The organism is Massilia timonae, assembly GCF_001866515.1.
GTDB classification, from domain to species: Bacteria; Pseudomonadota; Gammaproteobacteria; order Burkholderiales; family Burkholderiaceae_D; genus Telluria; species Telluria timonae.
Map to the genome: position 1 here is coordinate 479780 of NZ_JRYB01000001.1, position 25799 is coordinate 505578.

Sequence of the window (25799 nt, forward strand, 5' to 3'; positions counted from 1 at the left end):
ACGCGCGATTATGCCGTGACGCGGTTGGCAGCCAGGTCCCAGCCACCGACCGTGCTGCCGCCACCGCCGCCACCGATTTTCTGCTGTGTATAGCGCCATTTGATCTTGGAATACTTCAAGCTGACGTGCTCATCCAAAATCGTGCCCGGCTCGATGCTGGGCTCGACGGCGCCGATCAACACATTCTCGAGTTCGATTTCGAAGTAGCGGATCGGATTGCCGCTGCCATCGGCGCGCATGAATTCCAGCTTTGCCTTGGGGATGGTTTTCCCCATCGCGCAATATTGCATGAGGATGGGACTCGACAGATCGGCCAGCTTGCTGAACGCGATCTCGCGCAGTTCGGCGCGTTCGGCCGTGTGCCCGCCGCTGGTCGACGCGGTTGCGCTACGGGGCTGGCGGATCCCCCAGTTCACGGAAACGCACTCGATCCAGTCCTTGTGCTTGTCGTCCTGCGACTCGCCCTTGATGCCGTCGATTTGCAGATACACGTCGATTGCCATGTCAGTCTCCTCGTTTGAGCGCTCATTATTCAGCGGTCCCGGCGTCGATCGGTTGAGTGCACTCAACCGTGCTCGAACTGCCAGCCTGTAGATTGAAGCTCTCCGGATTGGCAGGAGCGATCATGTGGAACGGAAACTCTGGACAAGACACGGCCGGCGCCAACGACCATCTCGGCATGAGCGCTGGCGCGCGTGCCCGCATGCGCAAACGAGAAGTGGACGTCTATCGCTACTATGATGACGGCGGCCGGCCGGGGGTAGGCCATTGCACCTGGGGTCCGGGCATTCTTGCCCATAGGGGGCCGTGTACCAAGGAAGAACTGGGACGCCCCGTCGGCCAGGCCGAGATGGATGCCGAATTCGCGCGTCGGCTCGCGCGGTCCGAACGCGAAGTGCGCAGCGGCGTACGCAAGCAGCCGCTCAGCCAGGCGCAGTTCGATGCCCTGGTCAGCCTGGCCTATAACGCCGGCGCACGCGGCAGCAGGGGCACCTGGAAGCTCGTCGAAAAAGGCGATATGGAAGGGGCCGCCATCAACATCAAGAAAATGACCAAGACCACGATCAATGGCAGGCTGGTTGTCGCACGCGGCCTGGTCTCACGCCGGGCCGAAGAAGCAGCGCCATTCCTGGCGCCATCCCGCTAGAACAAGGATCTTGCATGAGTCGCTCACGCATCCTCGCCGCAACACTCGTACTCGCTGCAACCGCGCTCGTCCCGGCAATCGCCGCCCGGCCCATCCAGCCAAACGATGACATCCTGGGACAATGGCGCATCACTAAAATGCTGGATGCATCGAACGTCACGGCGCTGGACGACAGGCAGGCCGCGCGCCTGGTCGGCAAACTCTTCGTGGTCGAACCGGGCAAGGTGTCGATGGATGGCGAAGTGTGCGACGAGCCCGAGTTCACGCGCCACTATGAAGACGCGGTGCGCTACCTGCGCGAAGAGGCGCATGCCTCATCGTGGAAACTGGGCCTGCCCTTGACGGTGACGGTCATCGACCTGTCCTGCACCGAAGCGCTGATCAAGAATCACGATCATATCGTCGTGCTCTGGAAGGGCGTGTTCTTCGACGCGGTGAAGCAAGCGCCTGGCCTGCCTGGCCAGGCGAAGCACTAGGCTTTTTCATCGCCCATGCGCGCAGGCAGCTGTTATGGCCAGATCGCCTGCAGCATCGCCGCCAGGTTGTAGCCGCCCTTGATCAGCTGGGTCTTGGCGATCTCCGAGCTCGGCACCGGGTAGTTCTGCGGCACTTCGAGCGCGAAGGTGTAATAGGTCTCGCCCTTCTTGCTGGTCTGCGGGGTCAGCTTGCCAGGTGTCACGTCCTTGTAGGCCAGCTTGGCCGACACCAGGCCGTCCTCGACCCACTGCACCGGCCAGGTCGAGACATCGCCCTGCGCCCGCTTGATCTGTGGCCGGCTGGCGACCGCGACGTCGGCGAACTGCTCCGGCGTGCGGGTCTTGATGCGGCGGAAGGCGTAATCGACCGTGGTGCTGTCCCAGTAGGAGTGGAACGGCTTGGTCAGCGCCGCCGGCACGCCTTCCTTGACGACGATTGGCTCGCCGGCCGGGATCACGCCGGCCGACAGGGCCGACAGGCGCTCGTTATCCAGCAGCAGGTTGTTGCCGCCGCGCGAGTCGAAGACCAGGGTCTCGTCGATCTCGGCGCGGTCTTTCGGCACCACGAACTGGCCGTCCTTGGAAACGAAAGCCGAACCCACGTGCAGCGGCTGGTGGATGTCGCCGGCGAAGTGGGTCAGCAGGATCAGGGCCTGGCGCTTGGTGAACTTGTGCGGGTTCAGGGCAGGGTCGGTCTTGCCTTGCAGGACGGCGATGCACTGCTCCAGCGTCTGCACGATGTCGACGTCGCTCGTGCCCACGCCGTGTTCATGGTAGTGGTCCAGCTGGAACGGCACATTGGTGTAGTGGTATTCGCTGTGGCGCGGATTGGCGGCCACGTACTCGACCATCTCGGGCGTCTGCGGGCCGCAGTAGTTGCCCTTGACGCAGTCGGCCCAGCTGGCCATCGAGGCCAGCGATTCGCCCGGCTGCAAGAGCTGCGCGATTTCCTTTTGCGCGTTGCTGCCCTTGAGCAGGCGGTCGGCGATGGCGCCGATGGCGCGGTGGCCGTCGCGGCCCCAGGCGGCGGCGTCGGGCGCGGCCACCGATGCGAAGACGCCGGTCAGCGCCAGCACGCATGCGAGTTTTTTCATGGTGATTCCTTGTTGATTCAGTTGACCTTGCGGATGCGCGGAGCCGCTGGCGCCATCGCGCCCTGCCCTTCGATCTTCTTCAGCCAGGCGATGAAGCCGTCCAGGTCGCGCATGCCGGTGTCGACGCGCGCCGTGCCCTTGCCGAACTCTGGATAACCGTCGCTGCCTTCGGCCAGGAAGTTGTTGGTGGCGATGCGGTAGGTGGCGTTGTCCTGCATCTCCTTGCCGTTCAGCCTGAGGCTGCCCGGGACCAGGCGGCTGCCCGCCGGACGCTTCGGGTCCCAGGCATAGCTGAAGCCCTCGGAAATCTGCAGCACCGACGAATTGGAATCGACGCCGTCGGCCCATTGGCGTTCCAGCAGGGCGCGGATCTGGGCGCCGGTCAGGTCCATCACGACCGTCGTGTTGCCGAATGGGAGCACCACCTGGACCTGGCCGAAGGCCACCGTACCGTCAGCGCCGGCCTCGAGGTCGCGGCGGATGCCGCCATTGTTCATGAAGGCCAGTTGCGCGCCCAGGTGACGGACCGAATCGAGGGCCGCATCGGCGATCATATTACCCAGCACCGATTCGCCGGCATCGTTGGTCCTGCGCAGCACGGGCGCCCCGACCACCTTGGCGATCGGGCGATTCAGGGCTTCCTTGCTGCGCTCTTTCACCTGCGCCACGAAGGCCGTCATCTTCGGGTCCGCCGGGTACTCGCCCGGCTTCATCACCACGTTCTTCACGACCAGGTTGCTCACCGCGCCGCTCTTCGGCTCGACCTGCATCGACACGCGGGTGAGCAGGTGGCCGGCGGTGTCGGCCTGGGTCACGGTGCGGCCATCCACATTGCACAGATAGCCCTGGTGCGAGTGGCCGGTCAGCACCAGCCTGACCGACGGGTCGATCTTTTTCACCACGTCGACGATGTCGCCCTTGAGCTGCGAGCAGCCGGCCTGCAGCGGCGACTCCACCGTGCGACCGCCCTGGTGCACCAGGGCCACGATGACTTGCGCGCCGGCGGCGCGCATGGCCGGCAGCGCGGCATTGATCGCCTCGGCCTCGTCGCCGAAGCGCAGGCCGGCGATGCCGGAAGCGACCACCATGTTCGGCGTGTCCTTCAGCACCACGCCGACCAGGCCGACCTTGATGCCCTTGACGTCTTCGATCCTGAAGCCCGGGATGACCGGCTTGCCGGTGGCCGAGTCGATCACGTTGGCGCCGAGGTAGGTGAACCTGGCGCCGCCGAAATTCGGGGTGAGCTTGCAGGCGCGGGTCGGATGCGGCGAATCGCAGCCGCCGTTCTGCTGGCGCAGCAGTTCCTTGCGGCCGCCGTCGAACTCATGGTTGCCGACCGCGCTGGCGCGCAGGTTCAGCATGTTCATCACTTCGATGGTCGGCTCGTCGGCCCACAGCGAAGACAGCGCCGGGCTGGCGCCGACGATGTCGCCGGTGGACACCAGCAGCAGGTCCTTGTCTTCCTTGCGCCAGGCCTGCAGGGCCGCGGCCACCGCTTCGGCGCCGCCGGCGCGCATGACTTCTTCCCTGCCGTCCGCATGCTTGAGGACGTAGCGGCTCGGCTCGAGGTTGCCGTGGAAGTCGTTCAGCGACACGAGGTTGAGGGTGACCGGCCCCTGGGGCGCGCTGACGCAGCCGGCCAGCAGCAGCGCCATGGTGAGGGTGGAAAGACTGGCGCATGCGCGGCGCGAAACGATCATGGGAACACCTTTAGTGGATGCGGACCGGCGCGAACGGCGGGTCCGGAAAAACGGGGTTCGAGCGAACTCGACAGCCAACATTATCCCACGCGGCTTGTGCGCAGGAAATCCTTACGGCGGCTGGGTTTCTCAATTTTTGAAAGAAAAACGGCCGGTGTTTCCACCGGCCGTTTCTTGACTAGCTCATGCTACGAATTCGACCTGCTTAGAATTCGTACTTGAGGGTTGCCTGGATCGCCCACTGCGACTCGCCCTTCGACTGCTTCAGGTCTTGACGCTCGACGTCGTTGCGCACGACGTAGATGTAACGACCCTGGCTGTCCAGACCGGCGTAGTCGACGAAGCTACGCGCCATGCCGCCCGACGACTGGAAGCTGATCTCTTCGGTACGGCCCCACTTCTTGTTCAGCAGGTTGCCGAAGTTCATGAAGTCCAGGGTGAAGGTCGCCTTGTTGCGCTTGAACAGGCCAGGGATTTCCTGGCTGATACGCACGTCGAAGGTGTTGACCCACTCAGCGGTGCTGTTGTTACGCTTCACGACGCCACCAGCCGAACCGTGCAGGCCCTTGTTGGCGTTGACGACGTCCCAGAAACGCTGCTCGTTCGAATGGTTGGTCGCGGTGTCGCCGTAGAACACGACTTCGCCGGAACCGAACGCGGTCGGGATGTACATCAGGTCGTTGCCCGACTCGCCGTCACCATTCAGGTCATTGTTGATGGTCCAGCTGTATGGACGACCTTCACGACCTTCGTAGAAGATGCCCAGGCGGGTGTTGTAGTTCGAGAAGAACTTCTTCTGGAAGTTGACCAGCGCATTGACGCGGTTCTTGATCGCGTAGCTCGACGCTGCAGCGACTTCTTCGTTCGGGTTGAACACCGAACGACCACGCCAGTTCGAGTTGGCCACCGACGAGGTCAGCGGCGAGACTTCGGTCGCATCGGTGTAGGTGTAAGCCACCGACCAGCCGAAGCCCTTGGTCATCGGACGCGACAGCGACGCGGTCAGGACTTTTGCATCGCCCTTGTCGGTATCGCGCGCCACCAGCACGTTGCCGAAGCTGCGGTTGTTCAGCGAGCGAGTCTGTGCGCCGGCGCTGGTGATCACGTTGGCGGTGTTGTTCGACACGCCCCAGCTATTCTGGTTCAAGCCGGCCGCGTTCCAGTACAGCTCACGACCGTCGGTGCCGGTGCGGGTCGACGCGCCCAGGTTCAGGTGCTCGTAGTAGATGCCGTTCTTGTTCTTGGTGTACAGCGCTTCAGCGCCGAACACGATGCCGTACCATGGCAGTTCGGTATCGAACGCCAGGTTGGCTTTCCAGATCGACGGCTGGCGGAAGTCCGGATCCAGGAAGTTCACGTCAGCAGCCGGAATCGCGCCGGAAATCGCCGGCTGGGCGTCCGGATCCAGGCTGGCCAGGCCGCCCGTGGTCGGGCAGCGGGTCGCGCCGGTGCCCGAGCAGCTGATGGTGGCGGTTGCCACGCCGGTGCCCGAGAACGGGTTCGACATCCAGACGGTCGCTGCCGCGCCCTGGAACAGGCCGACGCCGCCGCGCAGCTGGGTCGGACGCTCCGCCTTGTCGAAGCGGTAGTTGAAGCCCACGCGTGGCTGGACCAGGTCGGTGCCGTCGATGGTCTGGCGGTTGTCCAGACCGAAGCCGCCGCTCTGGCGGACGCCGGTGGCCGGGTTGCCGGCAACCATCGGTGCGGCGGCAGCGGCGTTGTACAGCGGGACGCCGCCGACATCGTTACGGTCGTAACGCACGCCGTAGGTCAGGGTCAGCTGGTCGTTGACAGCCCAGGTGTCCTGCAGGAACAGGCCGGTGTTCTTGGTTTCGAACGTGGCGATCGCGTCGTTCAGCGATGCGCCCGGCAGCGCGCGCTGCTGGCTGAAGCTCAGCGGACGGCCGCGCTGGAAGTTCTCGAGCACGGCTTGCTGGATGCGCTCGGCCGAGGCGCCGGAGCAGGTCAGCGCGCCGAACGAGTAGAAGTTGGTATCGGCCGAATCCAGGCAGGCGAAGGTGTACGAGCCGTTAATGCCCTGCAGGAAGGCGTTATAGACTTCGTTCTTGGTCTGGTCGACGCCGAACTTCAGCTCATGGTCGCCCACGATCCAGTTGGCGCCCGCATACATGTCCTTGGTCTTGTTGCGCAGAACGTTGTTATGGCGGCTGAACTCGGTGCCGAAGTTCAGGAAACGGTTGGCGGTCGACAGGCCGGCCGGTGCGCCGGCTGGCAGCGCGCCCGAGAATTGCAGGCCGATCGATGGGGTGCGGGTCGCGTTGACCGGGACCGAATCATAGTCGCGGGTCGAGAACTTGAACTCGGTCGAGAAGGTCGGGGTCCAGTCCGAGAAGATCTGGCCGACGACGGTCTCGATCTCCTTGCCCTGGTTGTAGAAGCTCGACGACAGGCCGACGCCGGTGGCCGAGAAGCCCGGGTAGAACGGCTCGCCCTGGGTGGTCTTGGCGTAGCGCAGGTTGGCGCGGTGCTCGTCGGTGATGTTCCAGTCGAACTTCACCATGCGCTCTTTCGAGGTCAGCATCGAGCCGCTAGGAACGGTCGGGCTGCCGATGTCGACGCCGTAGACGCTCTGGGCGATGCGCTGGGCTTCGGAGATGGCTGCCGGGGTGATGGCGACGGTGGTGCCGGCGCCGCTGCCGATCGGTCCGAAGTCCGGGCTCGAACGCGAGCTTTCATAGTTTTCAGCCAGGGCGAAGATGAACAGCTTGTCTTGGATCAGGGGACCGGAAGCCCAGATACCCTTGGTGGTTTCCTTCGACTTCGGCGGCTCGCTGTAGACGTCGGTGATCGGGTTGTAACGGTCGCCCGACATGGTGTCGTTGCGGAACACGTAGTACACGCCACCCTTGTAGGTGTTGGTGCCCGACTTGGTCACGGCGTTGATGTTGGCGCCGGTGTAGCCCTTCTGCGTCACGTCGTAGTTGGCGACGTTGACCTGCACCGACTGGATCGCTTCGATCGAGATCGGCTGGCGTGCGGTAGGGCTGCCGTTCGCTTCCAGGCCGAAGGTGTCGTTGATCGCGACGCCGTCGATGGTCATCGAGTTGTAGCGCGAGTTCTGGCCGGCCACGGACAGTTCGCCGCGGTCCTTGTCGGTCTGCGACACGCGCGGGTCGGCACGGGCGTAATCTTGCAGGTTACGCTGGATCGATGCCTGGGTCTGCAGTTCGGTGTTGCTGATCGAGGTGCCCGAGCCCATGTTGTTGCTCGAGAAGATCTCCGAACGAACAGCCGAGCCGGCCACGGTCACGGTCTGGATGCCGACGGTCGCGTCGACGGTCGCGGTCTGCGCCAGCTCGACGTAGACGTCGTTGCGGGTCTGGGTGACGCCATCCTTGGTGATGGTAATGGTGTAAGGACCACCCACGCGCAGGCCGCGCGCGGTGTAGCGGCCTTCCGCGTCAGTGACGACATTGCTGACAGAACCCGACTCGACGTGCAGGATCTGCACTTGGGCGCCGGCGGCTGGTGCGCCCGCAGCGTTCGAGATACGGCCACCGATGGCGGACGTGGTGTTCTGTGCAAACGACGGCGACGCCGCCAGTGCAACCGACAAAGCCAGCGCCAATTTGGTGAGCCGGATCTGTTGTTGAGTGATCATTGATTACCCCAAAAAGAACTTCAATTTATTGTTGGACGCCCGGGCGGACGCCCTCCCCTACGATTTACTGCTTGAATTTTTTGCTTGGTGCGGCAGCGCTTCAGCCGGCAAGCGGCTGCGATTGTATCGTTACAATGTTTCAACAAAGTGACACGACGGAGTGATGAGATACAGCGGAATTCCGCCAATATGCATGAGCTTTGAACAAGCCGACAAATTCGTTTTGGCTTGGTTATTCAGAGCTTTTACGTATAAATCACCGCGTATGTGTTGTCTTTACGCGACATAATCGGAGTGCTGCCAGCCGGAATATGACAAGGCGGGATTATATGTGCGGCGTTCTCCAGCGGAATTTTTTTGATAAAAATTCAGTGGAAGTGCGTAGGGAACGAAGATTTTTGTAGCGAGAAGGCGACATAAGTTAATTTTATATTAACTTATTACCAAAGAGTCACCGGGGGATTATGACAAGGTAGTGGCCCGGCGGGCGCCGGGCCGTGGATGTCACACTTTATTTGGCACGGACGGCCGCGGCGTCCAGGGCAGCGATCTTTGCCTCGAATTCCGTGTAACGCTGATCCAGTTGTCGGGTCAGCCGTTGCTTTTCTGCCACGGGCAAGAAGGCATAGCGGATGCTGTTGTACGAGGCCTTCTTCACTTCCGCGTAGCTCGGCTTGAACTGGCTGGCGAACTGTACGTACTCATGCGACAGCGTGTGGCGGGTCACGCCGGCATCGTCGGTCGAGATCACGTAGGGCACGCCATATTTACGATACAGGTTGAGCGGATGGTTCGTGGTCGACACGCCGCTGATGAAGGCGTTCGAGGTCAGGTTGATCTCGACCGGGATGTCCTTCTCGCGCATGGTCTTCATGATGCCGGGGGCATTCGCCTCGTGCGCCAGGTCCAGGCCGTGGCCGATGCGGTCGGCGCCCGCCACCGCCAGCGCCTGGTCGATGTGGAACTTCAGGCCTTCCGGCGGCACGTCGCCCAGCGCCAGTTCGCCCGCATGCATCGCCACCTTCACGTCCGGGTAGACCGACTTCAGGAAGCGGAACATCTTCATGTGCAAGGTATAGTCGCGCATCGAGACGTGGGTGCTTTCCTGGCCCACGATGTTCAGGCCGACGACGCGCCCGCCCTTGGCTGCCGCCTTGAAGCTCGACACCATGGCCGAGAAGACCTGCGACGGGTTCAACAGGCGCAGCGTGTAGTTCTGGTAGCGCATGGTGAAGCGCTCGTCGTCGATGCCTTCGGAGGCGGCATGGATCTGCTGGACGAAGTCGTCGATCGACTTGTTGAAGGCGGCGTCCTTGTCCAGCGCAGCCAGTTTCGCGCGCAGCGCATCGTCGAGCGCCTTGTCGTCGTTCACCGTGGTCCAGGCCTGGCTGTCGAAATCCGGATTGGCAATGAAGGGCGACAGCAGGAACATCGTTTCGATGTAGCCGACGTTTTCCGCGATCGCGCGCTCCTTGATCTCCAGCAGGCCTTCGCGCAGGTTGTCGTTGGCCACCGGGCCGAAGTAGCCGAAGGTCTGGAAGAAGCGCTGGTCGGGCGCCGGCTGCAGGTTGGTGTGGTTGTAGAAATCCCTGTTCGACCAGCGCTTGGCCACTTCGCGCCAGGTGTCTTCGTCGGCGCGCACCTCGGCGCCCGAGCGGCAAGCACGCTGGGCTGCCGGCTTCGCGCGTTCGGCGGCGACGACCGCCTTGTCGGTCTCGATCCGATACGTCTGCGTGTTGATGCAAAAGCCCTGCTTGTCGACGAATTCGGTATAGGTCTCGGCATACACCGATCCCGAATAATGGTGGTGCAGGTCGCCGCCCTTCGGCATCTGGGTGAAGAACATCGTCAGCTCGGACAGCTTCGGCTGCTCGCCCGCGATCAAGCCCGCGTAGTGGCGGGCGGTGGCCGCTTCATTGGCCTTGGCGGCAGGCTCCTTGGCCCAGGCCGGAGCGCCGGCCACGGCCAGCGCCAGCAGCGCGCTGCCGGAGAGTAGCTTGTGCATAGTGTGCTTTCTGGATGAGATGGAATCGCGCCACTCTAACTGCTTAGTTCACCCTTGGCAATATTGCCAGACTCATTTGCCAAATGCGCGCTGATGCACCTTGCGTCCGCCCGAATACGTCGCGGCGATCGTGCGGTCGTCTCCCAGCAGCGCCAGCGCGAACAGCAGTTCTTCCAGCGAATCGGCGTAGCTGGTGCGACGCGCCAGCAGCGGCGTCGCCTCGCGGTCGAGCACCACGAAGTCGGCTTCCAGGCCGGGCTGGAAGCTGCCGATCGTGTCGTCCAGGCGCATGCTGCGCGCCGCGCCCAGGGTGGCGAGATAAAACATGCGCAGCGCCGGCAGATAGCTGCCCTTGAGGCGCGCCACCTTGTAGGCTTCGTTCATGGTCTGCAGCATCGAGAACGAGGTGCCGGCGCCGACGTCGGTGCCCAGCGAGAGCAGTGCACGCGCGCTGTCGGCGCGTTCGAAGTCGAACAGGCCGCTGCCCAGGAACAGGTTCGAGGTCGGGCACACGGCGGCGGCCGATCCGGTGGCCGCCATGCGCGCGAAGTCTTCGTCGTCGAGCCAGATGCAGTGGCCGAACAATGCGCGCGGACGCATCAGGCCAAAGCGCTCGTACACGTCGAGGTAGCTGCGCGCCTGCGGGAACAGCTCGCTCACCCAGGTGCACTCGTCCTTGTTTTCCGAGACGTGGGTCTGGATGAAGGTGTCCGGGTGGCGCGCCGCCAGCTCGCCGGTCAGGCGCAGCTGGACGTCGGTCGACGTCGGGGCGAAGCGTGGCGTGATCGCGTACAGCGACCGTCCGCGCTTGTGCCATTTGTGGATCAGGTCTTCGCTCTGCCCCAGGTCGCCCTCGAGGTCGCGCAGGAAGTCCGGGCAGTTGCGGTCCATCAGCACCTTGCCGGCCACCATGCGCAGGTTGCGCGCCTCGCTCGCCTCAAAAAAGGCGTCGACCGATTGCGGATGCACGGTGCAATACACCACGGCGGTGGTGGTGCCGCAGCGCAGCAGTTCGTCGAGGAAGAACTCGGCGGTCGCGCGCGCATGCGCCGGGTCCTCGAAACGGCGCTCGCTCGGGAAGGTGTAGGTCTCCAGCCATGGCAAGAGGCCCGGCGACGGCGAGGCGATCATGTCGGTCTGCGGGTAATGCAGGTGGGTGTCGATGAAGCCGGGGGCGATCACCTTGCCGCGGTAGTCGACCGGCTCCAGGCCGGGCGGCAAAGTGGAAACCAGCGCGGCATGGTCGCCGGCGGCCTTGACGCGGCCATCCTCGACGATCAGCAGGCCGTCTTCATGCCACAGCGCGGCCCCGTCGTCGAAGGCCGGATCGGCGCGAAAGTGCAGCAAGCTGGCACGGTAGGCTTGCACATTGGATGATGCGGTGGACATTACGAGAGTTCCGGTTGTTCTTCAGGGTAGTGGGCGGCTTCCCACACGGACAGCAGCTGGGCGGCGACGGAGGCGGCGATCACGGCCGGGGCCTTGCCGTCGATGCCAGGCAGGCCGATCGGGCAGGTCATATCGGCCAGGCGCGCGGCATCGATGCCGCGTTCGCGCAGGCGCGCCTCGAACTGGCTGCGTTTGGTACTCGATCCTATCAGGCCGAACCAATCCTTGCAGGAATCACTGCGCGCGCGTGACAGGATTGCATGGCACAGGCGCAGGTCGAGCGCGTGGCTGTGAGTCATGACCAGGAAGCTGGTCCCGGGGGCGGCGCGTTCGGCCAGTGCTTCCGGGGTGTCGGTCGCTTCCACCGTCACGTTGGCGGGGACGTCAAGCGGGAACAGGTCGTCGCGTTCGTCGACCCAGGTGACGCGGCACGGCAAGGGCGCCAGCGCGCGCACGATGGCGGCGCCGACATGGCCGGCGCCGAACAGCATCAGGTGCTCGCGCGGGGCGAGGACGGCGTCCAGCAGCCAGCGGCGGCCGCCCTCTCCCTCCACCACGCGCGTGTCGCCTTGCGCCGCAAGGATTGGCGTCGTGACCGCACCGGCGAGGTGACGGCCCGCTTCGTCGAGCAGCGTCCATTCGCTGGCACCGTCGAGGGCGACCAGGCGCCAGGTGTCCTGGTGGCGGCGCGCGAGCAGGATATCCATCTGTTCGGCTTCCATGCGCTCGAACGCAAGCCAGGCCACGCCGCCGCAGCACTGGCCCAGGCTCGGGCCAAGGGGAAAGCGCTCGAAGCGGCGCGCTTCGCCAAGCTGCAGCATCGCACGCGCGATGTCCAGCGCCCGGTGCTCGAGATGGCCGCCGCCGATGGTGCCGTCGAAATCCCCGGCGCGCACCAGCATCTTCGCTCCCGGTTCGCGCGGCACCGAGCCTTTCACGGCCGCCACCGTGACCAGCACGGCGGCCGCGCCCGCGTGCGGGGCAAGCCAGTCGTTCGTCATGCGCGCGCCGCCTCGACGAAAGCGACCGCCTTCAGGATCTCTTCGGACGTCGCCGGCGCGTTCAAAGGCGGGTTGACACGGTGCCCGCCCACGCTCGAGACGGCGTCGCGGATCGCGAAGAAGACCGAGAACGGCAGCAGCAGCGGCGGCTCGCCGACCGCCTTCGAGCGGTGGATGCTGTCCTCGACGTTGGCGTTGTCGAACAGGCGCACGCGGAAGTCTTCGGGACAATCCGAGACGGCCGGAATCTTGTAGGTGGACGGCGCATGCGTCATCAGCTTGCCGGCCGGATTCCACCACAATTCTTCCGTCGTCAGCCAACCCATGCCCTGGATGAAGGCGCCTTCGACCTGGCCGATGTCGATCGCCGGATTGAGCGAGCGGCCGGCGTCGTACAGCGCATCCACGCGCAGCAGCTTCCATTCGCCGGTGAGCGTGTCGACCACGACTTCGGACACCGCCGCGCCATAGGCGAAATACGAGAACGGCCGGCCGCTCATCGTCTTCGGATCCCAGTGCAGGCCGGGCGTCGCATAGAAACCGTCGGACCACAGCTGCACCCGCGCCAGATACGCTTTGGCCACCAGTTCCTCGAACGGCAGCGCCATGCCGGCGACGAACACGGTCCCGGCCGCGAAGCGCACCTCGCTGGCCGCGCCGCCGTACTGGCCGGCGGCGAAATCGGCAAGGCGCGCGCGGATGGTGCGCGCCGCATCTTGGGCCGCCTTGCCGTTCAGGTCAGCGCCGGTCGACGCCGCCGTGGCCGAGGTATTGGCGACCTTGGAGGTATTGGTGGCGGTGGCGCGCACCCTTTCCAGTTCCACGCCCAGCTCGTGCGCCACCACCTGCATCACCTTGGTGTTGATGCCCTGCCCCATCTCGGTGCCGCCATGGTTGACCAGGACCGAGCCATCCACGTAGACGTGCACCAGCGCGCCGGCCTGGTTCAGGTGGGTGACGTTGAAGGCGATGCCGAACTTGAGCGGCGTGAGCGCCAGGCCCTTCTTGAGCACCGGGCTGGCGCGGTTGTACTCGACGATGGCGGCGCGCCGGGCGCGATAATCGCTGTCGGCCTCGAGCTCGGCCACCAGTTCGGGGAGCACGTTGTCGACGATCTCCTGGCCGAAGGGCGTGACGTTGCGCTCGGTCTTGCCATAGAAGTTCAGGCGCCGGACGTCGAGCGCATCGCGCCCCAGCTTGCGCGCGATCTCGTCGATCACGTATTCGATGGCGATCGCGCCCTGCGGTCCGCCGAAGCCGCGAAACGCCGTGTTCGACTGGGTGTTGGTCTTGCCGCAGGCGGCGCGGATCTCGACGTCGGAAAGATAATACGCATTGTCGAAGTGGCAGACCGCGCGCGTGGCGACGGGGCCCGACAGGTCGGCCGAGTAGCCGGCGCGGGTGACCATGTCGACCTTCGCCGCCAGGATGCGGCCGTCGTCGTCGTAGCCGACCTCGTACTCGTAGTGGAAGCAGTGGCGCTTGCCGGTGACCAGCATGTCGTCGTCGCGGTCGGCGCGCAGCTTGACCGGGCGTCCGGTGCGCACGGCCGCGATCGACGCCGTCGCGGCCCACAGCGCCGACTGCGACTCCTTGCCGCCGAAGCCGCCGCCCATGCGGCGGCACTCGACCGTCACGTGATGCGAGTGCAGGCCCAGCGCATGCGCGACGACGTGCTGCATCTCGCTCGGGTGCTGGGTCGAGCAGTACACGTGCATGCCGCGGTCTTCGCCGGGGATCGCATAGGCGATCTGCCCTTCGAGGTAGAACTGTTCCTGGCCGCCCACGTGCAGCTCGCCCTTGACGACGTGCGGCGCGCGAAAAAAGGCCTGCGCCGCGTCGCCGCGGGCCAGGCGCATCGGCGGCAGCACGTAGGATGCGGCGGCGCGCGCCGCCTGCGGCGTGAGGATGGCCGGCAGGTCGTCGTAGTCGACCACGGCCAGGCGCGCCGCGCGGCGCGCGTTGTCGTGGCTGTCGGCGACGACGATGAAGATCGGCTGGCCCACGTACTGGACCAGGCCATCGGCCAGGATCGGATCGTCGTGGACGATCGGGCCGCAATCGTTCAGGCCGGGGATGTCGCGCGCCGTCAGCACCGCGACCACGCCGCGGCTGGCGGATACCTTCGCCAGGTCGATCGCCTTGACGCGCGCATGCGCGCGCGCCGACAGACCCAGGGCCGCGTGCAGGGTGCCGGCCAGCTCGAGGATGTCGTCGGTATAGGTGGCCTGGCCGCGCACGTGCAGCTCGGCGGATTCGTGCTTGCGTGCGCGGCCGACTTCGGCCCAGGCGTCCATGCGGTTCAAGCCTGCATCGTTCATGATCAATCCCCTCACAGGCTCGCAAAGGCGTTGACGGCGCTGGCCGGCAGCGGATTTTCCGGGCGCGTCTCCAGCCAGAAGCGGTGCAGCAGGTTTTGCGCGGTGCGCATGCGGTAGCTGCTGGAAGCGCGCGCGTCGCTCAGCGGCGCATAGTCGCGGGCGAGCGCCGCCATCGCCGCGCGCAGCGTGGCTTCGTTCCAGGCCTGGCCTCGCAGGACGGCTTCGGCGTCAAGCGCGCGCTTCGGCGTGGCCGCCATGCCGCCAAAGGCAATGCGCGCGTCGACGATGGTGTCGCCGTCGAGCGTCACGGCGAAGGCGGCGCACACCGCCGAGATGTCCTGGTCGAAGCGCTTGGCCAGTTTATAGGTACGGAACCGCAGCCCGGGCAACGGCAGCGGCACGCGCACGGCTTGCACGAACTCGCCCGCGCGCAGGTCTTTCTGCTGGTAGCCGAGGTAGAAATCTTCCAGCGCCAGCACGCGCGTGCCCTCGCTGCTGCGCAAGACCACCTGGCTGCCCAGCGCGATCAGCCACGGCATCGAATCGCCGATCGGCGAACCGTTGGCGACATTGCCGCCCAGGGTGCCCGCATTGCGGATCGGGAGCGAAGCAAAGCGCTGCCAGAGTTCGGACAACTCGGCCGGATAGCGCTCGCACAGCGCCGCGTAGGCATCCTGCAGCGAGACGCCGGCGCCGATCTCCAGCATGCCGGCATCCATACGCACGCTCTTGAGCGCCTCGACCTGGCCCAGGTAGATGACGTCGCCCAGATCGCGCAGCTGCTTGGTGACCCACAGGCCGACGTCGGTCGAACCGGCCAGCAGCACGGCGGCCGGGTGCGCGGCGCGCAAGGCCGCCAGTTCGTCCAGCGTGCGCGGCGCGTGGAAGCGTTGGCCGCCGGCCGTGTAGCTGAAGCCGGTGCTGCGCTGCAGGCCGCGCAGGCGCTCGGCCAGTGCCGCCTTGTCGAAGGCGACCGGCGGCAGTTCGGTCATGCGGCGCGCGGCGTCGATGATGGGACGGTAGCCGGTGCAGCGGCACAGGTTGCCGGACAGTGCATCGTCGATCTCGCGGCGCGCCGGCGCGCGGCCCTCCTGCTTGAGGTACATGCCCCACAGCGACATGGCAAAGCCCGGCGTGCAGAAGCCGCACTGCGAACCATGGCACTCGACCAGCGCCTGCTGCACCGGGTGCAGCGCGCCGTCGGCCTGGGCCAGGTCTTCGACCGTGAACAGCGCCTTGCCGTCGAGCGTCGGGGTGAACTGGATGCAGGCGTTAATGGACTTGAGTGCAAGCCGGCCGTCTTCCAGCGACCCGACCACCACCGTGCAGGCGCCGCAGTCGCCTTCGGCGCAGCCTTCCTTGGTGCCGGTGCAGCGCAGGTCCTCCCGCAAGTGTTGCAGGATGGTTTGCGTCGGCGGCGTCTCGCGCAGTTCGCGCACCTCGCCACGGAAGAGGAATCGGATCGGTTCTGACATGCCTGTCTCGAAGTACAACTTTATTGTTCGCCAAGGGCGGAAGGCTACCATCCGGCGGCCATCCTCATATCATCAAATTCTGATATCGGTTATCATCAATTGCAAATACCTTGGACACGCGTCCTTGCGCCTCATTCCACGTAAGGATGCACGGTTTTCCAGTGATTGGCGATATCGATGCGGCGCGTCACCCAGACCCGGTCATGCCGCATCACGTAATCGAGGAAGCGCGCCAGCGCCGCCGTGCGCCCCGGCCGCCCCGCCAGGCGGCAGTGCAGGCCGACCGAGAGCATCTTCGGCCGGTCCAGGCCGGCGGGGTCGCCTTCCGCGTAGAGCACGTCGAAAGCATCCTTCAGGTAGTCGAAGAACTGGGTTCCTGAGTTGAAGCCCTGGGCGGTGGCGAAGCGCATGTCGTTGGTGTCGAGCGTGTACGGCACCACCAGGTGCGGCGCCGCGCGCACGACGCCATCGGCGTCAAGCGCGTCGACCCGCTGCCAGAACGGCAGATCGTCGCCATAGTGGTCGGCATCGTAGGCGAAGCCGCCATGCTCGACCACCAGCCGGCGCGTATTGGGCGAATCGCGTCCCGTGTACCAGCCCTGCGGCGCGGCACCTAGCAGGCGGCGCATGATCTCGACGGCCTCTTTCATGTGCGCGCGCTCGATCGCCTCGTCGACGTTCTGGTACGAGATCCAGCGCAGGCCGTGACAGGCGATCTCGTGCCCCAGTTCGCGAAACGCGGCGACCGCCTCGGGGTGGCGCTCGAGCGCCTGCGCCACGCCGAACACGGTCAGGGGCAGCCGGCGCTCCTCGAACAGCCGCAGCAGGCGCCACAGGCCGGCGCGTGAACCGTATTCATAGAGCGACTCCATGCTCATGTGGCGCGCCGGGAAGGCGCTGGCGCCGATGATCTCGGACAGGAAGGTCTCGGAGGCCGGGTCGCCGTGCAGCACGCAATTCTCGGCGCCCTCCTCGAAGTTCAGCACGAACTGCAGGGCGATGCGCGCGCCGCCGGGCCAGCGCGCATGCGGCGGATTGCGGCCGTAGCCGGCCAGGTCGCGCGGATAGGAAGCTGCCATGGCGTCCCTCGACAAGGAAGAATACGCTTGATCATATATTGCAACGACCACAACAGTATATGACAGGACGCATATGCGGGCTGTTGGCGCCGATATACGTCCCTCAGGCGCGCATGATGAATGGGTCGACGCTTGTATCTGTCCAGATCGGCGTTATGATGAGCTCCCCCCACATTCCCCGACAAGGACCACGATGGGAAAACTGACCACCCATGTGCTCGACACCGCCCACGGCTGCCCCGGCGCCGGCATCCGGGTCGAGCTGTACGCGACCGGCGCCGACGGCCGCACGCTGCTTGCCAGCGCCGTGACGAACGACGACGGCCGCTGCGGCGCGCCCCTGCTGGAGGCGGCCGCGCTGCAGGCCGGCCAGTACGAACTGGTGTTCCACGCCGGCGACTACTACGCGGCGCGCGGCGTCGACCTTCCGTCTCCCCGCTTCCTGGACCGCATCACGCTCGCCTTCGGCATCGCCGATCCCGCCCAGGCCTACCACGTGCCGCTGGTGATGACGCCGTGGTCGTATTCGACCTACCGCGGCAGCTAGCAGACTTGTGGGCGTCATTCTGCGTTGATCGGAAGTAAGATACTCATCAATACCACGATCAAGGATTGACGCCATGCAGCAGCCCGCGCCCGCCGCTTCTTCCGCGCCTTCGCCCGGCGACGACCTCGTCCCGGCCTGGCTCGGCCCCACGCGCATCGGCATCGGCCTGGCCCAGGGCCTGCTGCTCTACCTGCTGTACACGGCGGCGCAAGACAAATCCTGGCCGGCCACCATTCCGCTGCTGTTCGGGCCGCTCGTCATGCTCGGCCTGCTGCTGCCGGTGATCCTGATCAGCGGCCTGGGCCACCTGACGCGCCGCCAGCTGGCATCATGGGCGGTGTCGGCGGCCATCGTCATCGCGCTGCTGGCCGCCTACGATATGTGGCGCCGGCTCGGCGGGCCCGATGGGGAGGGCGGCAAGCCGTCCGGCATGCTCACCTTCTGCCTGGCGGTCGGCTTCTTCATCGCCCATGCGCTGGTGCTGGCTGCCTGCCGCGAGGGGCGCCGCATCGCGGCCTATGCCAGCTACTTCGAGGTCGCCTGGAAGCTCAATCTGCAGATCCTGTTCTGCCTCGTGTTCGTGGGCGCGACCTGGATGGTGCTGCAGCTGGGCGCCGCGCTGTTCGACCTGGTCAAACTGAATTTCCTGAGCTGGGCCATCGGCAAGGCCTGGTTCTTCATTCCCGTCACCGCCTTCGCGTTCTCGGTGGCGATGCACCTGACCGACGTCAAGCCCGCCATCGTGCGCGGCATCCGCAACCTGCTGCACGTGCTGCTGTCGTGGATCTTGCCGGTGCTCACCCTGCTGGTGGGGGGCTTCCTGGCCAGCCTGCCGTTCACCGGTCTCGATCCGCTGTGGGCCACCCGCAGCGCCGGCGGCATGCTGCTCAGCGCGGCGGCTGCCTTCGTGGTGCTGATCAATGCCGCCTACCAGGACGGCGCCACCCCGCCGGCGCGCGTGCTGGCCGCATCGGCGCGCATCGCCTGCCTGCTGCTGGTGCCGCTGACCCTGCTCGCCGCCTATGCCCTCGCGCTGCGGGTCGCGGACCACGGCTGGTCGGCCGACCGCGTCATCGCCGCCGCCAGCCTGCTGGTCGCGGCCTGTTATGCCGGCGGCTATGCGGCGGCAGCGCTGCGCCGCGGCTGGCTGCGTACCCTGGCCGGCGTGAATATCGCCGCCGCCTTCGTGGTGCTGGCCGTGCTGGTCCTGCTGCTGTCGCCCGTCCTCGATCCGGGCCGCATCGCGGTCGACAGCCAGCTGGCGCGCCTGGCGACGGGCCAGATCACGCTGCGCCAGCTGGATGTCGCCTACCTCCATCACCACGGGGCGCGCCATGGCCGCGCGGCGCTGGCGCGGCTGGAGCAAGACGCCGCCGGCCCCGACGCCGACTGGCTGCGCGCCGAACTGGCGCGCCTGCGCCAGCCGCGTCCACTCGGCGCCGACGCGCCGGCGCAGATCGCGCGCAACCTCACGGTCTGGCCGGCCGGCGCCTCCCTGCCCGCCGGCTTCGCGCACTACGATTGGAAGAAAGTCGACGGGCAGTACAATCTGCCGCTATGCCTGCAACGCCAGCAGACGCCGTGCGACGCCTATGTGATCGATCTTGGCGGCGACGCCAGGCTGGAGGTCGTCGTGATCGGCGCCCGCGACCATGGCAATGCCGTGCTGCGCCAGGACGACCAGGGCGCTTGGGAAATCGCCGGCAGCCTGCCCGCATCGCTGACCGGTTGCGCGCCCATGCTCGACGCCCTGCGCGCGGGCCAGGTGCGCGCGGCGCCGCCACCGTTGGCCGATCTCGAGATCGGCGGCCGCCACGTCGCGATCGAGCCGGCCGCGACATTACCCAATTGCGCAGCGACGTTCGGGCAAGGCCAGAGGGCCGGCGTTGTCCAGGAAGACGCGCCGCGCTGACGAATATTGCTATGCTCGGGGGCCGGATACCACCGCTGGAGGGGAGGCGCGCATATGGCATTGCACATCGTTCATTTCATCGGCCCGATCAACCACAACTCCGCCTGCACGGTGCGCAACTGCTGCCTGGAGGCGCTGCAAAAAGGCGCGACCGAGATCGCGCTGCACATGTCGACCGAGGGCGGCAATATGACGGCCGGCTTCGCGCTCTACTTCTTCCTGAAATCCCTGCCGATCCCGCTCACCACCCACAATATCGGCAGCGTCGAATCGGTCGGCGTGGTGATCTTCTTGGCCGGCCAGAAGCGTTATGCCTGCCCTGGCACGCGCTTCCTGATCCACCCGCTGCACTGGGGTTTCGGCAACCTGGTGGCGGCCGACCATGCGCGCGTGTCGGAGTGGCGCGAGTGCCTGGATTTCGATGCCGAACGCTACGCCAGCATCTTCCGCGAGGCTACCCGCGAAGCCGGCCATGAAACCGACATCCGGCCGCACCTGACCGGCCAGGCCCGCATCTATACCGCCGAGGAGGCGGTTGGCGCCGGCATCGTCTACGAAGCGGTGCAGGCCAGATTGCCGACAGCAGGACCGACTTGTCATTGGTGGAACTAAAACTGACAACGAAATGTGTCAATCCAGCCACATAACATGGCCAAGCATCTCCAAATATCTCCAATTGTCATAAATTTGTTGCTGTAAAAATTACCGGCTGGATAGAATAATTTCCAGCGCCCATGCCTGCTGCCCTTGCGTGCGCATCGTCCCTAGCAGCTCACGTCACACATCCGGTACCACCCCGCAATGAACAAAAAGATTCTCGCCAGCCTGCTGGCGCTCCCCTTGGTCGTCCCTGCAATGGCCCAGGCGCAAGATAACGCCGTCAAGATCAGCGGCTTCGGCACCGCCGCCCTCACCTGGTCGGACGACGACCGCGCCCAGTTCGGTCGCCCGAACCAGGCCAGCGGCGCCGCCGACAACTTCCGCACCGGCGTGGATTCCAACCTCGGCCTGCAAGCCGATTACACCGTCAACAACTGGCTGTCGCTGACCGCCCAGGGCCTGGTGCGCCAGGATGCCGAAGAACACTACGGCGCCGAACTGAGCTGGGCGTTCGCCAAGTTCCGCGTCTCGGACGAGCTGAGCGTGCGCGTCGGCCGCGTCGGCCTGCCGGTCTTCATGATTTCGGACTACCGCAACGTCGGCTACGCCAACACCATGCTGCGTCCGCCGTCGGAAGTGTATTCGCAGGTGCCGTTCAACAGCGTCGACGGCGCCGACATCACCTGGCGCCATGACTACGGCAACACCAGCATCACCTCGCAGCTGGCGGTTGGCACGATCAAGTCGCCGGTGAGCAATTTCCACGTGCGCGGCAAGGACATCCTGGCGCTGAACGTGGTCGCCGAGAATGGCCCGTTCACGCTGCGCGTCGGCCACGCCCGCACCAAGATCACGGTGGACGACCTGGCCTCGCTCAACACCCTGGTCGGCTCGCTGCGCGCCGCCGGCGCCGGCTATCGCCTGCCACAGCTGACCGACCTGGCCGGCCAGATCGAAGCCAAGGATGCCAAGGGCACCTTCAATTCCATCGGCCTGACCGCCGACTGGAACAACTTCGTGCTGCAGACCGAGTTCGCCAAGCGCAAGACCGAGACCTACATCAACGACACCACCTCCTGGTACGTGATGGGCGGCTACCGCATCGGCAAGTTCTTGCCGTACTACACGCGGTCTGAGCTGAAAATCGACGGCTCCATCAACAGCACCGTGCCTGCGGCCTGCCCGGCGGGCTATCCCGCGGCCTGCACCCCGACCCTGATGCAGCTGGACGGCGCCGTGCGCCGCATCCCGGTGTCGGGCGTGGGCCAGGGCGAGCAGACCACCGACACCATCGGCGTGCGCTGGGATTTCGCCAGCTCGGTGGCGCTCAAGGTCCAGATCGACCGCATCAAGCCAAGCGGCAACGGCCTGTTCATCAACGCCCAGCCCGGCTTCTCCGGTCCGGTGACCGTGGGCGCCGTGGCCCTCGATTTCGTGTTCTGAAGGAGCGAACATGAAGAAATTGATTCTGGCCGCGTGCGCGGCATCGAGCTTCGCCGCCCTGCCGGCAATGGCCCAGGTGGTCGTGGTCGTCAATCCCAAGGCGGCCGAGAGCAGCATGACCAAGGAACAGGTTGCCCAGTTCTTCCTCGGTAAATCGACGTCCATGACGCCGATCGACCAGCCGGACGGTGCGCCGATCCGCGCCGACTTCTACAAGAAGGTCGCGGACAAGGACGCGGCCCAGGCCAAGGCGCTGTGGTCCAAGCTGGTGTTCACCGGCAAGGCCACGATGCCGAAGGAAGTCGCCGACAGTGCGGCCGTGAAGGCGGCCGTGGCGGCCAACCCGAAAGCGATCGGCTATATCGAGAAGAGCGCGGTCGACGCGACGGTCAAGGCCGTCTACACCGCGCAGTAAGCCGGCTTTTCCCAGGCGGCCGGCACTGTACCGGCCGCCTCGTCTATCTGGAGACATCATGAGCATCAAGCGCAGGATCTGGGCACTGCCCGTCATTTCCGCCATCATCTTCGGCCTCGGGGCCGGCGCCAGCGTGACGATCGCGAACGGCGCACTGGCGTCGATCACCACCACCGAAACCGTCGACTACCCGCTGATGGACGCCGTCAAGGCGGTGACGCTCGACATCGCCGCCGTCACCGAGGGCCTGACCGACGCCGTGACCGAGGGCGACAAGGCGCGCATCGAGCAGGTCGGCGCGCAGGCGGACAAGGTGCGCGCCGATCTCGACAAGCTTGGACAGATCCCGGGCCATGCGGCGACCGGCGCGCGCCTCAAGAACGAATTCGACGCCTATTACGCCCCCGCGCTGTCGTCGGCGCGCATCATGCTCGAGATGGAACAGGGCGACCCGCAGGCGACGGTCGGCAAGATGCAGGCGGCGCTGGCCTCCCTGAACGCCGACCTGGCCAAGACCGTCGACAGCGCCCAGCGCCAGTTCGCGGCCGGCATCGCCGCCAGCCAGGACAGCGTGCGCAATACGCTGGTGGCGATGGTCGCCAGCGCCCTGGCCGTGCTCGCCGCGCTGGCGATCACCTCGTGGTTCGTGGTGCGCACCATCTGGCGCCAGCTGGGCGGCGAGCCGGCCTATGCGCGCACGATCGCGCAGGCGGTGGCCGCCGGCGACCTGTCGATGGATATCCGGATCGAGGCGGGCGACAACGACAGCCTGCTGGTGGCGCTGAAGGACATGCGCGAACGCCTGGCGACGCTGGTGGCCGGCATCAAGGGCTCGGCCGACACCATCGCCAACGCCAGCACTGAGATCGCGAGCGGCAACGCCGACCTGGCGCGCCGCACCGAATCGCAGGCGGCGAGCCTGGACCGCACCACGCGCGCGATGGAAGAGCTGACCGGCGCCGTGCGCCAGAACGCCGCCAACGCCAGCCAGGCCAACGCCCTGGTGGCCTCGGCCACCGACATCGCCACCCGCGGCGGCGCCGTGGTGGGCGGCGTGGTGACCACGATGGGCGACATCGACGCCTCGTCCAGAAAGATCGTCGAGATCATCGCCACCATCGACGGCATCGCCTTCCAGACCAATATCCTGGCGCTGAATGCGGCGGTGGAAGCGGCGCGCGCCGGCGAACAGGGCCGCGGCTTCGCGGTCGTGGCCAGCGAGGTGCGCACCCTGGCCCACCGCTCGGCGGCGGCGGCCAAGGAAATCAAGCAACTGATCGGCGATTCGGTGTCCAAGGTGAACGCCGGCAGCGCGCTGGTCGACGAAGCGGGAGCGACGATGAAACAGCTCGTGGACGCGGTGCGCAAGGTGCAGACCATCATGATCGAGATCCGCGACGCCGGCGCGCGCCAGCACGCGGGCATCGAAGACATCGGCCGCGCGATCGGCAGCATCGACGAGATGACGCAGCAGAACGCGGCCCTGGTCGAAGAGGCATCGGCGGCGGCGGAGTCGATGACCGACCAGACCGGGCAGCTGACCGAGGCGCTGGCGGTGTTCAGGCTGCAGGTTTCCGAACCGACCACGACCGTGAAAGCTTTGCCAAGACTGTTTCATCAAGCTTAACGCGCCACACGCGAAGCAGCGCAATACCAGCCCATCCATTCCGGGCGATCCTGCCCGGAATGCCAATTCGTCCACGTGGTACGGACGCATCTCATGCACACCAAATCCTTTACAAATTTAGTGCCTGTAGGCATGATCCTTTGATCCGCCGGCTTGCCCGGCGCCCTTGTCGCTTCCCTTGAGGTTCCCACACACGGCGCATATGGCAGCAGTCCTCCCCAACACGACCACCGGCACCGCGCTGTCGGGCCTGGCGCGCGCGCTGGTGCAGGCCAATCGCCTGAGCGCCGCGCAGGCGGACATGCTGCACAAGAAGGCCATCCAGGAAAAGACCGCCTTCATCGACGCCGTGCTCGCCAGCGGCGCGATCGAGCCGCGCGCGCTGGCCGCCTTCTGCGCCGAGACCTTCGGCTATCCGCTGTTCGACCTGTCGGCCTTCGCGCCGGAGTTCCTGCCCACCAGCGCCATCGACGCCAGGCTGATGCAGGCCCAGCGCGTGATCGCGCTGGCCAAGCGCGGCAACAAGCTGTCGGTCGCGCTGTCCGACCCGACCAATAACCAGGCCCTGGACCAGATCAAGTTCCAGAGCGAGGCGACGGTCGAGCCGGTGATCGTGCCGCACGACGCGCTGCTCAATCTGCTGGCTGCGATCGCCAAGGGCGCCGAACAGGATTTGAGCGAGCTGGCCGGCGACGACGCCGAGATCGAATTCGCCGAGGAAGACCAGCAGGCGGCCACGAACCCGGAGGCCGCCAGCGACGTCGAGGACGCGCCGATCGTGCGCTTCCTGAACAAGATCCTGATGGACGCGGTACAGATGGGCGCGTCGGACATCCATTTCGAGCCCTACGAAAAGTATTACCGGATCCGCCTGCGGGTCGACGGGGTGCTGCGCGACCACGCCTCGCCGCCGCTGTCGATCCGCGAAAAACTGGTGTCGCGCATCAAGGTGCTGGCGCGGCTGGACATCGCCGAAAAACGCGTGCCGCAGGACGGCCGCATGCGGCTGATCATGTCGGCCACCCGCACCATCGATTTCCGTGTCAGCACCCTGCCCACGCTGTTCGGCGAAAAGACCGTGATGCGTATCCTGGACGCGACCCAGGCGCAGATGGGCATCGACGCGCTCGGCTACGATCCGGACCAGAAGGCGCTGCTGCTGGAAGCGATCACCCGCCCCTACGGCATGGTGCTGGTGACGGGCCCGACCGGCTCCGGCAAGACCGTGTCGCTGTACAGCTGCCTGAATCTGCTGAACAAGCCAGGCATTAACATTTCGACCGCCGAAGACCCGGCCGAGATCAACCTGCCGGGCGTGAACCAGGTCAACGTCAACGAAAAGGCCGGCCTGACCTTCCCGGTGGCGCTGAAGTCCTTCCTGCGCCAGGATCCCGACATCATCATGGTCGGCGAGATCCGCGACCTGGAAACCGCCGACATCGCAGTCAAGGCCGCCCAGACCGGCCACATGGTGTTCTCGACGCTGCACACCAACGATGCGCCGTCGACCCTGACGCGCCTGATGAACATGGGCGTGGCGCCGTTCAACATCGCCTCGTCGGTGATCCTGATCACGGCCCAGCGCCTGGCGCGGCGCCTGTGCGGCTGCAAGCAGCCGCTCGAGATCAGCCGCGAAGCCCTGCTGGCCGCCGGCTACCGCGACAGCGACCTGGACGGCGACTGGCGGCCCTACGGCCCGGTCGGCTGCGACCGCTGCCTGGGCTCGGGCTACAAGGGCCGGGTCGGCATCTACCAGATCATGCCGATCTCCCCCAGTATCGAGGCGCTGATCCTGGCCAACGGCAATTCCATGGAAATCGCGGCCCAGGCCGAGAAGGAAGGCGTCAACTCGTTGCGCCGCTCGGGTTTGCTGAAAGTGAAACAGGGGCTGACCAGCCTTGAAGAAGTGCTTGGCTGCACCAACGAATAAGACCCGGACAGGAATA

19 protein-coding genes are annotated in these 25799 nt (G+C 65.8%); 9 read left to right on the forward strand and 10 right to left on the reverse strand.

The annotated features are described in order from the left end of the window. Positions 1-8: 8 nt before the first annotated feature. Positions 9-503, reverse strand: a complete 495-nt coding sequence (locus tag LO55_RS02110) for an Hcp family type VI secretion system effector (protein ID WP_071360261.1) — start codon at positions 501-503, stop codon at positions 9-11. A 68-nt stretch (positions 504-571) separates the two neighbouring features. Between LO55_RS02110 and LO55_RS02115 the strand changes: the two genes are divergently transcribed. Beyond that, positions 572-1147, forward strand: a complete 576-nt coding sequence (locus LO55_RS02115; protein WP_143054435.1) for a glycoside hydrolase family protein — start codon at positions 572-574, stop codon at positions 1145-1147. Positions 1148-1284: 137 nt separating this feature from the next. Further along, positions 1285-1623 carry a hypothetical protein gene (locus LO55_RS02120; RefSeq protein WP_071360263.1) on the forward strand — a complete coding sequence of 113 codons (339 nt, stop codon included), beginning with the start codon at positions 1285-1287 and terminating at the stop codon, positions 1621-1623. A gap of 32 nt (positions 1624-1655) precedes the next feature. Here the strand turns inward: LO55_RS02120 and LO55_RS02125 are convergent, their stop codons facing one another. The 9 genes from LO55_RS02125 to puuE form a co-directional block, all read right to left on the reverse strand. Continuing rightward, positions 1656-2717 (reverse strand): S1/P1 nuclease, encoded by a 1062-nt coding sequence (locus LO55_RS02125; protein ID WP_071360264.1) that lies wholly within the window; start codon positions 2715-2717, stop codon positions 1656-1658. A gap of 17 nt (positions 2718-2734) precedes the next feature. Next, positions 2735-4417: a bifunctional metallophosphatase/5'-nucleotidase gene (locus LO55_RS02130; protein WP_071360265.1), complete on the reverse strand. Its 1683-nt coding sequence runs from the start codon at positions 4415-4417 to the stop codon at positions 2735-2737. 205 nt (positions 4418-4622) lie between these two features. Then, positions 4623-8039 (reverse strand): TonB-dependent receptor, encoded by a 3417-nt coding sequence (locus LO55_RS02135; RefSeq protein ID WP_071360266.1) that lies wholly within the window; start codon positions 8037-8039, stop codon positions 4623-4625. A 511-nt stretch (positions 8040-8550) separates the two neighbouring features. Continuing rightward, complete coding sequence (locus tag LO55_RS02140; protein WP_071360267.1) at positions 8551-10044, reverse strand: adenosine deaminase family protein; 1494 nt, start codon at positions 10042-10044, stop codon at positions 8551-8553. A 72-nt stretch (positions 10045-10116) separates the two neighbouring features. Then, positions 10117-11433, reverse strand: a complete 1317-nt coding sequence (gene guaD, locus LO55_RS02145) for a guanine deaminase (protein WP_005668322.1) — start codon at positions 11431-11433, stop codon at positions 10117-10119. Further along, positions 11433-12434 carry a xanthine dehydrogenase accessory protein XdhC gene (gene xdhC, locus LO55_RS02150; RefSeq protein WP_071360268.1) on the reverse strand — a complete coding sequence of 334 codons (1002 nt, stop codon included), beginning with the start codon at positions 12432-12434 and terminating at the stop codon, positions 11433-11435. The genes guaD and xdhC overlap by 1 nt, the downstream gene beginning before the upstream one ends. Beyond that, positions 12431-14755: a xanthine dehydrogenase molybdopterin binding subunit gene (xdhB, locus tag LO55_RS02155; protein WP_071360269.1), complete on the reverse strand. Its 2325-nt coding sequence runs from the start codon at positions 14753-14755 to the stop codon at positions 12431-12433. The genes xdhC and xdhB overlap by 4 nt, the downstream gene beginning before the upstream one ends. A gap of 11 nt (positions 14756-14766) precedes the next feature. Next, positions 14767-16230, reverse strand: a complete 1464-nt coding sequence (gene xdhA / locus LO55_RS02160) for a xanthine dehydrogenase small subunit (RefSeq protein ID WP_071360270.1) — start codon at positions 16228-16230, stop codon at positions 14767-14769. A 131-nt stretch (positions 16231-16361) separates the two neighbouring features. Next, positions 16362-17309 carry an allantoinase PuuE gene (gene puuE, locus LO55_RS02165; protein WP_071360271.1) on the reverse strand — a complete coding sequence of 316 codons (948 nt, stop codon included), beginning with the start codon at positions 17307-17309 and terminating at the stop codon, positions 16362-16364. 193 nt (positions 17310-17502) lie between these two features. Between puuE and uraH the strand changes: the two genes are divergently transcribed. The 7 genes from uraH to pilB all read left to right on the forward strand — a co-directional run bounded on the left by uraH (position 17503) and on the right by pilB (position 25783). Continuing rightward, a complete protein-coding gene (uraH, locus tag LO55_RS02170; RefSeq protein ID WP_071360272.1) occupies positions 17503-17856 on the forward strand; it encodes a hydroxyisourate hydrolase in 354 nt (117 codons plus the stop codon). Between the two features lie 73 nt (positions 17857-17929). Next, positions 17930-19768, forward strand: a complete 1839-nt coding sequence (locus tag LO55_RS02175; RefSeq protein WP_071360273.1) for a DUF4153 domain-containing protein — start codon at positions 17930-17932, stop codon at positions 19766-19768. A gap of 54 nt (positions 19769-19822) precedes the next feature. Continuing rightward, complete coding sequence (locus LO55_RS02180) at positions 19823-20380, forward strand: ClpP family protease (RefSeq protein ID WP_071360274.1); 558 nt, start codon at positions 19823-19825, stop codon at positions 20378-20380. Between the two features lie 189 nt (positions 20381-20569). Continuing rightward, the gene (locus LO55_RS02185; protein ID WP_071360275.1) at positions 20570-21811 is read left to right on the forward strand and encodes a hypothetical protein; all 1242 of its coding nucleotides are present in this window, start codon (positions 20570-20572) and stop codon (positions 21809-21811) included. Positions 21812-21821: 10 nt separating this feature from the next. Beyond that, positions 21822-22226 carry a hypothetical protein gene (locus LO55_RS02190; RefSeq protein WP_071360276.1) on the forward strand — a complete coding sequence of 135 codons (405 nt, stop codon included), beginning with the start codon at positions 21822-21824 and terminating at the stop codon, positions 22224-22226. A gap of 58 nt (positions 22227-22284) precedes the next feature. Continuing rightward, complete coding sequence (locus LO55_RS27265) at positions 22285-23853, forward strand: methyl-accepting chemotaxis protein (protein ID WP_071360277.1); 1569 nt, start codon at positions 22285-22287, stop codon at positions 23851-23853. 202 nt (positions 23854-24055) lie between these two features. Next, on the forward strand, positions 24056-25783 hold the full coding sequence (gene pilB, locus LO55_RS02200; protein WP_005668307.1) for a type IV-A pilus assembly ATPase PilB: 1728 nt from the start codon (positions 24056-24058) through the stop codon (positions 25781-25783). Positions 25784-25799 lie beyond the last annotated feature (16 nt).

Coding starts and splice junctions, on each gene's coding strand:
- LO55_RS27265 (WP_071360277.1), top strand. CDS start 22,285: ATGAGCATCAAGCGCAGGATCTGGGCACTGCCCGTCATTTCCGCCATC.
- LO55_RS02140 (WP_071360267.1), bottom strand. CDS start 10,044: ATGCACAAGCTACTCTCCGGCAGCGCGCTGCTGGCGCTGGCCGTGGCC.
- LO55_RS02110 (WP_071360261.1), bottom strand. CDS start 503: ATGGCAATCGACGTGTATCTGCAAATCGACGGCATCAAGGGCGAGTCG.
- LO55_RS02130 (WP_071360265.1), bottom strand. CDS start 4,417: ATGATCGTTTCGCGCCGCGCATGCGCCAGTCTTTCCACCCTCACCATG.
- LO55_RS02180 (WP_071360274.1), top strand. CDS start 19,823: ATGGCATTGCACATCGTTCATTTCATCGGCCCGATCAACCACAACTCC.
- xdhC (WP_071360268.1), bottom strand. CDS start 12,434: ATGACGAACGACTGGCTTGCCCCGCACGCGGGCGCGGCCGCCGTGCTG.
- xdhB (WP_071360269.1), bottom strand. CDS start 14,755: ATGAACGATGCAGGCTTGAACCGCATGGACGCCTGGGCCGAAGTCGGC.
- LO55_RS02125 (WP_071360264.1), bottom strand. CDS start 2,717: ATGAAAAAACTCGCATGCGTGCTGGCGCTGACCGGCGTCTTCGCATCG.
- guaD (WP_005668322.1), bottom strand. CDS start 11,433: ATGTCCACCGCATCATCCAATGTGCAAGCCTACCGTGCCAGCTTGCTG.
- uraH (WP_071360272.1), top strand. CDS start 17,503: ATGGGAAAACTGACCACCCATGTGCTCGACACCGCCCACGGCTGCCCC.
- LO55_RS02185 (WP_071360275.1), top strand. CDS start 20,570: ATGAACAAAAAGATTCTCGCCAGCCTGCTGGCGCTCCCCTTGGTCGTC.
- LO55_RS02120 (WP_071360263.1), top strand. CDS start 1,285: ATGCTGGATGCATCGAACGTCACGGCGCTGGACGACAGGCAGGCCGCG.
- puuE (WP_071360271.1), bottom strand. CDS start 17,309: ATGGCAGCTTCCTATCCGCGCGACCTGGCCGGCTACGGCCGCAATCCG.
- LO55_RS02135 (WP_071360266.1), bottom strand. CDS start 8,039: ATGATCACTCAACAACAGATCCGGCTCACCAAATTGGCGCTGGCTTTG.
- xdhA (WP_071360270.1), bottom strand. CDS start 16,230: ATGTCAGAACCGATCCGATTCCTCTTCCGTGGCGAGGTGCGCGAACTG.
- pilB (WP_005668307.1), top strand. CDS start 24,056: ATGGCAGCAGTCCTCCCCAACACGACCACCGGCACCGCGCTGTCGGGC.
- LO55_RS02190 (WP_071360276.1), top strand. CDS start 21,822: ATGAAGAAATTGATTCTGGCCGCGTGCGCGGCATCGAGCTTCGCCGCC.
- LO55_RS02175 (WP_071360273.1), top strand. CDS start 17,930: ATGCAGCAGCCCGCGCCCGCCGCTTCTTCCGCGCCTTCGCCCGGCGAC.